This is a genomic window from Pseudomonas yangonensis (assembly GCF_009932725.1).
GTDB lineage: Bacteria > Pseudomonadota > Gammaproteobacteria > Pseudomonadales > Pseudomonadaceae > Aquipseudomonas > Aquipseudomonas yangonensis.
On sequence record NZ_BLJU01000015.1, the window covers coordinates 55,772 to 67,527 of the forward strand.

General features: G+C 63.7%; 11 protein-coding genes. 4 read left to right on the forward strand and 7 right to left on the reverse strand.

Annotated features, from left to right (window positions below; all coding sequences use genetic code 11):
• The first annotated feature begins 165 nt into the window (after positions 1 to 165).
• The 4 genes from GYB81_RS16175 to GYB81_RS16190 all read left to right on the forward strand — a co-directional run bounded on the left by GYB81_RS16175 (position 166) and on the right by GYB81_RS16190 (position 3,190).
• Positions 166 to 768, forward strand: coding sequence for a HutD/Ves family protein (locus GYB81_RS16175; RefSeq protein ID WP_161865996.1), 603 nt, complete (start codon positions 166 to 168; stop codon positions 766 to 768).
• A 67-nt stretch (positions 769 to 835) separates the two neighbouring features.
• Complete coding sequence (locus tag GYB81_RS16180; protein WP_161865997.1) at positions 836 to 1,996, forward strand: Na/Pi symporter; 1,161 nt, start codon at positions 836 to 838, stop codon at positions 1,994 to 1,996.
• Between the two features lie 19 nt (positions 1,997 to 2,015).
• Positions 2,016 to 2,243, forward strand: coding sequence for a hypothetical protein (locus GYB81_RS16185; RefSeq protein WP_161865998.1), 228 nt, complete (start codon positions 2,016 to 2,018; stop codon positions 2,241 to 2,243).
• 5 nt (positions 2,244 to 2,248) lie between these two features.
• Positions 2,249 to 3,190 carry a PstS family phosphate ABC transporter substrate-binding protein gene (locus GYB81_RS16190; protein WP_161865999.1) on the forward strand — a complete coding sequence of 314 codons (942 nt, stop codon included), beginning with the start codon at positions 2,249 to 2,251 and terminating at the stop codon, positions 3,188 to 3,190.
• 61 nt (positions 3,191 to 3,251) lie between these two features.
• On the opposite strand, the gene ppk2 is transcribed toward GYB81_RS16190, so the two are convergent.
• The 7 genes from ppk2 to bioD all read right to left on the reverse strand — a co-directional run bounded on the left by ppk2 (position 3,252) and on the right by bioD (position 11,703).
• Positions 3,252 to 4,181 (reverse strand): polyphosphate kinase 2, encoded by a 930-nt coding sequence (gene ppk2, locus GYB81_RS16195; RefSeq protein ID WP_161866000.1) that lies wholly within the window; start codon positions 4,179 to 4,181, stop codon positions 3,252 to 3,254.
• A gap of 291 nt (positions 4,182 to 4,472) precedes the next feature.
• Complete coding sequence (locus tag GYB81_RS16200) at positions 4,473 to 6,251, reverse strand: acyl-CoA dehydrogenase C-terminal domain-containing protein (RefSeq protein WP_161866001.1); 1,779 nt, start codon at positions 6,249 to 6,251, stop codon at positions 4,473 to 4,475.
• A 172-nt stretch (positions 6,252 to 6,423) separates the two neighbouring features.
• Positions 6,424 to 7,743 (reverse strand): GGDEF domain-containing protein, encoded by a 1,320-nt coding sequence (locus GYB81_RS16205; RefSeq protein ID WP_395505465.1) that lies wholly within the window; start codon positions 7,741 to 7,743, stop codon positions 6,424 to 6,426.
• A 115-nt stretch (positions 7,744 to 7,858) separates the two neighbouring features.
• Positions 7,859 to 9,664, reverse strand: coding sequence for a phenylacyl-CoA dehydrogenase (locus GYB81_RS16210; protein WP_161866002.1), 1,806 nt, complete (start codon positions 9,662 to 9,664; stop codon positions 7,859 to 7,861).
• Positions 9,665 to 9,832: 168 nt separating this feature from the next.
• Entirely contained in the window at positions 9,833 to 10,570 is a 738-nt protein-coding gene (locus GYB81_RS16215) for a putative metalloprotease CJM1_0395 family protein (protein WP_161866003.1), read from the reverse strand.
• 48 nt (positions 10,571 to 10,618) lie between these two features.
• Positions 10,619 to 10,918, reverse strand: coding sequence for a hypothetical protein (locus GYB81_RS16220; RefSeq protein ID WP_161866004.1), 300 nt, complete (start codon positions 10,916 to 10,918; stop codon positions 10,619 to 10,621).
• Positions 10,919 to 11,016: 98 nt separating this feature from the next.
• Positions 11,017 to 11,703, reverse strand: coding sequence for a dethiobiotin synthase (bioD, locus tag GYB81_RS16225; protein ID WP_161866005.1), 687 nt, complete (start codon positions 11,701 to 11,703; stop codon positions 11,017 to 11,019).
• Positions 11,704 to 11,756: the final 53 nt, after the last annotated feature.

An 11,756-nucleotide genomic window follows, 5' to 3' on the forward strand; every position in this document is an offset into this window, starting at 1 on the left:
CCCGTGACGTACGGGTCGCGCCCGTGACGCAGCGACGCTCACGACCTGCATATCAAGCGAACCGCGCCATAAACGCTTTCGCTAGCCTTATAGAGACCCTGTTCTGCTGTCGCCGATGGACACCGTTGGTCGGCGCACTTCATGTATATACATTTGGAGATTTTCATGTCCTGCACCCTGCTCGATCTCGCCAGCGCACGGGTCATGCCCTGGAAGAACGGCGGCGGCGAGACCCTGGAACTGGCCATTGCGCCCGCGGGCGCCGGGCTGGAGCATTTCCAATGGCGCATCAGCAGCGCTCGGGTCGGCGCGGCGGGGCCGTTCTCGACCTTTGCCGGCGTCGATCGCAGTCTGGCGCTGTTAAGTGGCGCTGGGTTGCGCCTGCAACGTGGTGACGGTCGGGCCGAGGTGCTGTATGCCGGCGGCGCAGTGGTGCACTTCGCCGGCGAGGAGGCGATAACCGCGGCGCTGGTGGACGGCCCGGTCAGCGACCTCAACCTGATGACCCGGCGCGGCGCCTGGCGCCATCGGGTCGCCCCGCTGCCACTGCATGGGCGCCAGGACGTGGAGAACGATGCCGAACTGATGCTGGTCTGGTGCCAGACCGGTGCGGGCATCGAGTGCCGGCTGGCGGACGGGGAAGAACACAGTCTGGCAGGCGGCCAGGGATTGCTGCTGGAAAGCCGGCCCGGCTCAATTGCCCTGCATGCACAGCAGCCAGCGCTGCTGTATCTGGCGTGGATGCAGCGCGAGACCGGTGGTAGCTGAGCGGTCATCAAATCTTAACCCGAGGTCGCCAGCATCGAGCCATTCGCTGCCGAGGGAGAAATGGCTCATGACCACCAATGCCGACGCGCTGACAGTACAGCCTTCGCTACCAGCCACGCGCCAGTGGCTTTCCTGGTTGCTGGTGGTCGCGCTGATCTACCTGTTGCTGGCCGGTGTCGGCGCCATTGGCGATGGCTTCAAGGCCGCCACTGGCAACAACGCCCGTGAGCTGTTCGCCTTCGCCACCAACCCGCTGGTCGGCCTGATGATCGGCCTGGTGGCCACCGCGCTGATACAGAGCTCAAGCACAGTGACCTCGATCATCGTCGGCATGGTCGCCGGCGGTTTGCCGATTCCCATCGCCATTCCACTGATCATGGGCGCCAATATCGGCACCTCGCTGACCAGCACCATCGTCAGCCTCGGCCACATCCGCAGCGGCGAAGAATTCCGGCGCGCGTTTTCTGCTGCGACCGTGCATGACGCCTTCAACATCACTGCGGTGACCATACTGTTACCGCTTGAGCTGCTGTTTCAGCCGTTGCAGCGCATGTCAGAAGCACTCGCCGGCCTGCTGGTCAGCGACGCCAGCCTCGACATGAAGAGCGTCAACTTCATGAAAACCCTGCTGTCGCCAGCCTCCGATCTGCTTGGCGCGAGCGTCAGCTGGCTGCCCGGGGCGATGTGGAGCGGCGTCGCGCTGATCCTCATCGGCGTGGCGATGATCCTGTTCGTGGTCACGGCCATCGGCAAGGTGCTGCGCAAGGTGATGGTCGGTCGTGCCAAGGACATCATGCACGCCAGCGTCGGTCGCGGCCCGCTCTCCGGCATCGCCTCGGGTACCGTAATCACGGTACTGGTGCAGTCTTCATCGACCACCACGGCGTTGATCGTGCCACTGGCCGGCAGCGGCGTGTTCAGCCTCAAGCAGGTCTACCCCTTCACCCTTGGCACCAATATCGGCACCTGCGTAACCGCACTGCTGGCAGCCACCGCGATCACCGGCCCGACTGCGGAAGTGGCCATGCAGATCGCCCTGGTGCACCTGCTGTTCAATCTGCTGGGCATCCTGATCATCTATGCCCTGCCGTTGCTGCGCGGCGTGCCGCCTATGATTGCCGAGGGCCTGGCCACCCTGGCACAACGCAGCAAACTCTACGTGGCCGCCTATATCGTCGGGCTGTTCTTCGCCCTGCCCCTGCTGCTGATCGGTATCACCCAGCTCTGAGCCGTGCCAAGGAGTCGCTATGAAACACCAACGCAACCGCCAGGAAACTCAGCAGCGCATCCACGAACTGCGCGAGACCCTCAATGACCTCGAAGCGCAGTTGGCGGGGATGGAAGTGCAGGAAAAGGCCCAGCACGAGCAGATCGAGCAACTCGACGATTACATCGATGCCGTCGACACCAAGCTCAGCAGCCTGCAACTGTTCTGGAACTCGCTGAAACAGGAATGGCGCAAGCCCAGGGGGTGATTCCCATGACGACCCATTTCTCTCTCGGCAAGGGGCTGGCCGCCGGCATTGCAGCCACCCTGCTCGCCGCGTGTGAGCAGGCACCATCGACAACTTCAGACGCAGCCGAGTTGCGCGTCGACGGCTCCAGCACGGTGTTTCCGCTGACCCGCGAGGCCGTTCGGCGCTTCGAGCGTGGTGCGCTGAGTGGTCAGATCGAAGTGAAGTTCTCCGGTACGGCGGCAGGCTTTCGACGCTTCTGCGCCGCAGAGACCGACATCAGCAACGCCTCGCGGGAAATCAACGCCGAGGAACTGGCCCAGTGCCAGGCCAATGGCGTCGAGTTTCGGGTCGTGCCGCTGGCAATGGACGCCATCGCCGTGGTGGTCAACCCGGCCAACACCTGGGTCGACGAGATCAGTGTCGATGAGCTGAAGAAGCTCTGGTCGCCGGGTGCCGAGAACACGTTCAACACGTGGCGTGACCTGCGTGAGGGCTGGCCGAACGAGCCTATAGTGCTCTTCGGCCGCGGCCAGGATTCCGGCACCTACGACATCTTCACCCAGTCCATCGTCGGCACCACCCACAGCAGCCGCCAGGATTATCAGGCCAGCGAGGATGAAGAGTTTCTCGCCAATGCCATCGCCGCCGAGCCAAACGCCCTCGGCTTCTTCGGCATAGGCGCCTACCACCGGCACTGGGACGAACTGAAACTGGTGGCGGTGGACGCCGGTCACGGAGCGGTGTTTCCCACTCTGGAGACCGTCGCGCAGGATCGCTACCAGCCACTGACCCGGCCGCTGTTTCTGTACGTCAGCCAACGCAGCCTGGCGGAAAAGCCCATGCTGGGACGCTTTCTCAGCCACTACCTCGACGGCCTGCCTGGCTGGATTCATTTCACCGGCTATATGCCGCTGGCGCGCGACAGTTATCGCAACAGCATGCAGGCGCTGGTCAAGGCGCCATAAAGCTCACGACACGGGGCGCTGCGTGCGCGGCACCCCATGCTGTGCCCCAGGCAACCCACCATCAGTAGAGCGACGGCACCAACATGGTGTCCGGCACCGGCATACGCAGATAGTCCGGGTTGTAAACCCGCGTCGGTAGCTGCACCTGGGCGCGCGGCACCGTCTGGTAAGGGATCTGGCTGAGCAGGTGAGCGATGCAGTTGAGTCGCGCGCGCTTCTTGTCATCAGCCTCCACGACCCACCAGGGCGCCTCTTCGATATGGGTGCGCTCGAGCATCACTTCCTTGGCCTGGGTGTAGGCCTCCCAGCGGCGCCGCGACTCCAGGTCCATCGGGCTCAGCTTCCACTGCTTGAGCGGGTCGTGGATACGCGCCAGAAAACGGCGGTTCTGCTCGTTATCGGTGATGGAGAACCAGTACTTGATCAGCAGAATGCCCGAACGCACCAGCATGCGTTCGAACTCCGGCACCGAGCGGAAGAACTCCTCGTACTCGGCATCGCTGCAAAAGCCCATGACCTTCTCCACGCCTGCGCGGTTGTACCAGCTGCGGTCGAACAGCACCATTTCCCCGGCCGCCGGCAGGTGCGACACGTAACGCTGGAAGTACCACTGGGTGCGCTCACGATCATTCGGTGCCGGCAGCGCCGCGACCCGGCAGACACGGGGGTTGAGACGCTGGGTGACACGCTTGATGACGCCGCCCTTGCCGGCGGCGTCGCGCCCTTCGAACAGCACCACGACCTTGAGCTGGTTGTGCACGACCCAGTCCTGCAGCTTGACCAGTTCACCCTGCAGGCGCAGCAGCTCGGAAAAATACTCGCGACGCGACAGATCGCTGGTCATCGGCCCGCCGTGGTCCGCCCGCGCGACGAGATCATCCAGGCGTGCATCGTCCAGTTCCATCTCCAGCTCTTCGTCGAGGCTGTCCTGGAATTCGGCCTGCAGCAACTGCTCGTAGGCCTGTAACGAACTGTGCATCTGATCGGTCATGACGGTTCCTCGCTGACGTGATTGCCCGACTGGGTCGCCCCAGGCTAGCGAGCGGCAATGACAGGGGAGTGACCGGCATAACCCGCCACGTAGGGTGCGCCGCGCACCGGGGGCTCACGGCGCGGCGCTTTACCGTAGCCCGGATGCAATCCGGGGAAGTGGACGATCTGCCCCGGATTGCATCCGGGCTACGAAGCGACGCGATATGGCATTCGTTGCACCTCGCACCAGAGGTCCAGAACGCAAAAGCCCCGGCACTATGGCCGGGGCTTTCGGTGGTGCCGGAGGCGCTTAGAACTGCGCGGCGTCGAGCAGGTACAGCGACTCGCTGCCTGCCTTGACCGATGCACTCAGCGAATGAATGCGCGGCAGCAGACGGGCGAAGTAGAAGCGCGCAGTGCCCAGCTTGCTGGCGTAGAACTCGTCCTGTGCCTCCTTGCCCAGCGCGGCGCGAGCCATCAAGGCCCACATATAGGCATAGGCGGTGTAGCCGAAGGCCTGCAGGTACTCGACCGACGCCGCACCGATTTCATTGGGATTGCTCTTGGCGCGATCCAGTACCCAGGCGGTCAGCTCATCGAGGTTCTGCACGGCCGCGGCCAGTGGCTTGGTGAACTCGGCGAGGCTGGCATCGGCCGAAGCGACGAAGGCCTTGATCTCGTCGGCGAAGTGCTTGTAGTAGCTGCCACCGCTGCCGACGATCTTGCGCCCCATCAGGTCCAGCGACTGGATGCCGTTGGTGCCTTCGTAGATCTGGGTGATGCGGCAGTCACGCACCAGCTGCTCCTGGCCCCACTCGCGAATGAAGCCATGGCCGCCGAAGATCTGCTGGCCATGCACGGTGGTTTCCAGCGCCATGTCGGTGAGGAAGGCCTTGGCCACCGGCGTCAGCAGCGCCACCAGTTCGTCGGCACGCTTGGCGGTTTCCCTGTCCTCGCTGTACTTGGCGGTATCGAGCTGCATGGCGACGTAGCTGGAGAAGGCGCGACCGCCCTCGTTCAGCGCCTTCATGGTCAGCAGCATGCGGCGCACGTCCGGATGCACGATGATCGGGTCGGCGGCCTTGTCCTTGGCGACCGGGCCGGTCGGTGCACGGCTCTGGATGCGCTCGCGGGCGTATTCGATAGCGCTCTGGTAGCTGCGTTCACCGAGGGACAGGCCCTGGATGCCGACACCCAGGCGCTCGTAGTTCATCATGGTGAACATCGCCGCCAGGCCCTTGTTCACTTCGCCGATCAGGTAGCCGGTGGCACCGTCGAAGTTCATTACGCAGGTGGCCGAGGCCTTGATGCCCATCTTGTGCTCGATGGAGCCGCAACCCAGAGCGTTCTTCTCGCCCAGCGAGCCGTCGGCGTTCACCATGATCTTCGGCACCAGGAACAGCGAGATACCCTTCGGCCCGGCCGGTGCATCGGGCAGCTTGGCCAGCACCAGATGGATGATGTTCTCGGTCAGGTCGTGCTCGCCGCCGGTGATGAAGATCTTGGTGCCGCTGATCTTGTAGCTGCCATCGGCCTGCGGTTCCGCCTTGGTGCGGATGATGCCGAGGTCGGTGCCGGCATGCGGCTCGGTCAGGCACATGGAGCCAGCCCAGCGGCCTTCATACATGTTCGGCAGATACTGCGCCTTCAGGTCTTCGCTGGCGTGGTTGAGGATCGACAGGCAGGCGCCGGAAGTCAGCATCGGGTACAGGCCGAAGGACAGGCTGGCCGAGTTGACCATCTCCTCGACCTGGGCGCCGATCACCTTGGGCATGCCCATGCCACCGAACTCGGGCGAACCGCCGACGCCGACCCAGCCGCCTTCAGCGTAGGTGCGGTAGGCCTCGGGGAAACCGGCCGGGGTCTTCACCACGCCGCTGTCCCAGGAGCAGCCTTCCTCGTCGCCGCTGCGGTTCAGCGGGGCGATACTGCCCGCGGTGACCTTGCCGGCCTCTTCGAGAATGGCATTGGCGGTTTCTTCATCCACCACCTCGGCCAGGGCCGGCAGCTCGGCCCAGAGCTTGGAGACTTCGAATACTTCATTGAGCACGAAGCGCATGTCGCGCAGGGGGGCTTTGTAATCGGCCATGACACATCCTCGGAAACGGACTTACGTGAAAGGGCCGAGTTTACTTGAACAACTTTACAGACACATAGGGTCGTGTTGTGACCAATAATTCACAAGCAGTCAGCAACTATCTGATCTGGAAAACACTCATCCGAGCGCCGCAAAGCCTTGTAACCATTCGTCTGCAAGCGCCTCAATCTCGGCCTGGCGTCAGCCTCACGGCCCCCCGCCGCTGCCCCGCGCTGCGGATGCAATTGCGCCCGGCCGCCTTGGCGCTATAGAGGGCCTTGTCCGCTTCCTTGATCACTTCCTGCGGGTTGCGCTGCTCGCTCTGGCGCTCGGCCACGCCCATGCTGACGGTCACCGACACCTCGCTAGCGGCCTTGCCGGCACGACGCTGCTTGCCCTCACGGTCATCGCGAGGACGGCTCTGCTTGTCACGCAACTGCATGCGGTACTGCTCGATGGCCAGGCGCACTGCTTCCATATGTGGCAAACATTGATCCAGGGTCTTGCCCGGGAACAGCAGGGTGAACTCCTCGCCACCGTAGCGATAGGCCTTGCCGCCACCACCGACCTTGCGCAACTGGCTGGCGACCAGACGCAGCACCTGATCGCCGACATCGTGACCGTGGGTGTCGTTGAATTTCTTGAAGTGGTCGACGTCGACCATGGCGATCACGTAGTCACGCCCCAGGCGTTGCAGTCGCTCGTTGAGCGCGCGCCGGCCGGGCAGCCCGGTCAGCTCGTCGCGAAAGGCCATCTGGTAGGCCTCGTGCGCCACGGCGGCCACCAGCATGAGCATCACCATGCTGATCATCACCTGCAGCGCGTTGGCCAGGATGAACACCTGCGGCAGCATCCACAGCAGGCCGAACAGCCCCACCAGTTGCGCCGCATGCAGCGGACGCGGGCGGCGCAGGTACTGCGCCAGCAAGGCGATGAATGCCAGCAGGAACGCCAGGTAGGACAGTTGCGCGAGGTTCATCCAGGCGCCGTGCAGCGATGGCCAGTGAATCTGCGCCAGCCAGTCGGCAATGCCCTGCGGATAACGGCGTGCGAGCCCGACGGCCACCGCGCTGGCCGCGAGCAGCACGAGTGAGCGGGCGAAGATGTCCTGCAGCAGATGCGAACGCTCCTCCCAGCAGCCGTAGAGGGCATAAAGCAGGGGCAATAGCAGGCAGATCAGGTGGAAGACCAAGGCTGCATCGTCGCGCACCTGGCCATTGTCCCGGAAGTGATCGACCTGGGTATCCAGCAGGAAATAGCTGACATACAGCGCCAACAGCAGAAACACTTCACGCTGACGGCCGTAGACCAGGCAGAAGGCGCCGCCTAGGAGCAACAGCAGGGTCGGCAACACATTGAACAGGGAAATGAAGAACTCGCTCAATACCGGCAAGCGTGCAGCCACCAGCGCGCCGACCAGCAGGGGCAGCGAGGAGAAGAAGTGACTGAGGCGCAGACTGGCCGGACGAATCACGCTGGCATCCCGGACGATAGGTGAAGGCATTTTGCCTGCTTCGCCCCTTGAAAACAGCGACAGGATGCGACATTTGCTTCAATGCACGACGCAAAAACGACAACGCCGCCCCGAGGGGCGGCGTTGTGGTTCAAGCAATCAGAACTTAGAAGCCGAGCGCGAAGTGCTCTTCTTCCATGTCCATCAGGTTGCTGGCGCCGGACAGCATGGCTTCGACGTGCGTACGGGTGCGCGGCAGGATGCGCGCGAAGTAGAAGCGCGCGGTCTGCAGCTTGGCCTTGTAGAAGGCCTCGTCGTCGGTACCGGCGGCCAGCTTCTCGGCAGCCAGGCGCGCCATGTCGGCCCAGAAGTAGGCCAGGCAGGCGTAGCCGGAGTACATCAGGTAGTCCACCGAAGCGGCACCGACTTCCTCGCGATCCTTCATCGCCGCCATGCCGATCTTCATGGTGATGTCGCCCCACTCCTTGTTCAGCTTGGCCAGCGGCTCGACGAATTCCTTGACGGAATCGTTGCCTTCGTTGGCCTGGCAGAACTTGTGCACGATCTTGGTGAAGTTCTTCAGGGCGCCGCCCTGAGTCATCAGCACCTTGCGGCCCAGCAGGTCCAGCGCCTGAACGCCGGTGGTGCCTTCGTACATCATGGAGATGCGGCAGTCGCGCAGGTTCTGCTCCATGCCCCACTCGCTGATGAAGCCGTGGCCACCGTAGATCTGCATGCCGTGGGAAGCGGCCTCGAAGCCCACTTCGGTCATGAATGCCTTGGCGATCGGAGTCAGGAAGGCCAGCAGCTCATCGGCGACCTTCTTCTCTTCTTCGTTCTCGCTGTGCTGAACGATGTCCACCTGCTTGGCGGTGAAGTAGACCATGGCGCGGTTGCCTTCGGCGAACGCCTTCATGGTCAGCAGCATGCGACGCACGTCCGGATGCACGATGATCGGGTCAGCGGCTTTTTCCGGCGCCTTCGGGCCAGTCAGCGAACGCATCTGCAGACGCTCGCGGGCGTACTTGATACCACCCTGGAAGCCGACTTCGGCGTGGGCCAGGCCTTGCAGCGCGGTACCCAGACGAGCGGTGTTCATGAAGGTGAACATGCAGTTCAGGCCCTTGTTGGCCGGGCCGATCAGGAAGCCGGTAGCGCCGTCGAAGTTCATCACGCAGGTGGCGTTGCCGTGGATGCCCATCTTGTGCTCGATGGAGCCACAGGAAACGGCGTTGCGTTCACCTACGCCGCCTTCGGCATTGGGCAGGAACTTCGGCACGATGAACAGCGAGATACCCTTGGTACCGGCCGGGGCATCGGGCAGGCGGGCCAGAACGATATGGACGATGTTGTCGGCCATGTCGTGCTCACCAGCGGAAATGAAGATCTTGGTGCCGGTGACCTTGTAGCTGCCGTCGGCCTGCGGTTCGGCCTTGGTGCGCAGCATGCCCAGGTCGGTGCCGCAATGCGGCTCGGTCAGGCACATGGTGCCGGTCCACTCGCCGGAAACCAGCTTGGTCAGGTAGGTGTGCTTCTGCTCGTCGGTGCCGTGAGCGCTCAGGGTGTTCATGGCGCCGTGGGAGAGGCCCGGGTACATGCCCCAGGACCAGTTGGCCGAACCGACCATCTCGCTGATGGCCAGGCCGAGGGATTCCGGCAGGCCCTGGCCGCCATGCTCGACGTCATGGGCCAGGCTCGGCCAGCCGCCTTCGACGAACTGCTGATAAGCCTCTTTGAAGCCGGTCGGGGTCTTCACGCCGGATTCGCTCCAGGTGCAGCCCTCGGTGTCACCCACACGGTTCAGCGGAGCCAGAACCTGCTCGCAGAACTTGGCGCCTTCTTCGAGGATGGCGTCGACCATGTCCGGAGTGGCGTCCTGACAGCCTGGCAGGCTCTGGTAATGAGCTTCATAGCCCAGCAGCTCGTCACGAACGAAACGAATGTCACGCAAGGGGGCCTTGTAGTCAGGCATAACGGTAAACCTCTGCGGTGGATTCCTAGTAGTTGGGGTGACCGTCTTGGCGGTCGCTCTCGGGATCACTCCCGGCTGCCTCGCACGCGGCTGCGGCCAAAGCAATCAAACAGGCGTTTGAAACATACGTTTACGCCAACCCCTTGTCAAGCGCTGCCAATCGGCCCACTAGCCGACCACATCGATGCGCGGCTCCGGCGCTGGCAATTCACCCAGACGCCGATACAGATCAAGATTAGGCGCTGGCGCCAGAGCCTGCTGCGAGGGCTCGGCTGTCGACTCATCAGCCTGCCTGGCTTCGGCACCCGCCTTGCGCTGCTCGACGGCGTCGCTGGCCTCTTGGCGCCGCAGCTCGGCGAGTTCGACGCGTGCCTGCGCCGCCTGCGCCTGAGCCAGCGCGGCAACACGCAAGTCCTGCGGGGAAGGTTCGATGGGCGCGAGCGCTGCGCGCAGGACGATTTCCATCTTGCGCAGCGTCGCTTCGGGGTCGTTGGGAACGGGGGCGGTGTCGATGCTGACTTCACCGGACACGGCATAGCGCTGCCCGTCAGGGCCGCGCTTGAAGCTGTAGGTGGGCGCACCGGCGTACTGCCCGCCTACGGCAGCGTGCGCCTGCTCATGAGTGCGCACCTCGCGGTCACGCTGCACCAGCTCGGCGATTTCCAGCTCCTGCTGGCGCTGCTCCTGGGGAGTGAGCTTTGGTTCGCCTGGGCGAGTCGATGAGCTGGCGTCGCGATCAGCCTCTTCCCGCCCGGAAGCAGCTGAATCGGCCTGCTGCTCCTGTGGCGCGACGACAGGCGCCTGGTCGGCACGAGCTATGTCGACAGACACATCGGGCGACAGCGGCCTGGCCGGACTGACGGAAGGTGCGGAAATGAATGCTGGCAGGCTGTTGCCGATCTGCATGAACGCCCTCCTGCCCCGCTACCGGCTGCGCTCGCAGCCGGGTACTACTCAGGCACGGGTATCGATCAGCGTGCCCAGCACCTCGTCGGCCGTGTCGACGACACGTGCATTGGCGCGGACTTCGTTCTCACCGACGCGCAGCGCCACAAGGCTTTCGGTCAGGTCGGGACGGTTACGCTCGGAAACCTGCGTGCTCGGGTTGACCTGATTCTGCGGCGGCGTCTGCGTGGCCTGCTGCGAGGGATTGACGGTGTTGCTGGCGATATCAGCGGCTGCCTGCTCGACACGGCGTTGCCCGGCCTGAATACCGTTCAAACCCGAATTGAATGCATTGGCGGAGATTTCCATGGCAGCCCCCTGAGGGATGTAGAACCTAATGGCCAGTATTGAAGCAGAAATCGGCTAAAAAACGTACAGAGAAAAGGCTATGATCGCGTTGCTGTTTATTACCAGCCAGGCAGCCGCTCCAGATCGAGATACGCCGAGACGGCGTCGGCCTGAGCGTTTTGTAGCCGCGGCACGTGCCCAAGGCAGGGTGCAGGCAGGCGTTCGGCGAGGGTCGCCAGGTTTTCCTCCAGGCGCGATGTCTGTGGCTCGATGATATTGGCCACCCACCCCGCCAGCTGCAGACCATCGTGGGCAATGGCTTCGGCGCTCAGCACGGCGTGGTTGATACAGCCAAGGCGCACGCCGACCACCAGAATCACCGGCAGCCTCAATGCGACGGCCAGATCCGAGAGCGTCTGCGCGCCGGACAGCGGCACGCGCCAGCCACCCGCCCCCTCGACCAGGGAGAAATCGGCCCCCTTGTCCAGAACGCCGCGCACGGACTGATAGAGGCTGTCCACATCCAGCACGACGCCAACTTCGCGTGCCGCCAGGTGCGGCGCGATGGCCGGCTCGAAGGCCAGCGGGTTGACCTCCTCATAGCGCAGCGGCAGCGAACACTGCGCCAGCAACGCCAGCGCGTCGTCATTACGCAGCCCCTGCGCGGTGCTCACGCAACCGGAAGCCACCGGCTTGGCCGCTGCCGTGCTCAGCCCCTGAAGACGCGCCGCATGCAGCAGACCAGCGGCGATGGTGGTCTTGCCAACTTCCGTATCGGTGCCGGTGACGAAATAAGCCTGGGCCATCTGATCCCCCATAGCAGCGAGCTCTGCTCGCGAAGCTTGTCTGTTACCTGATT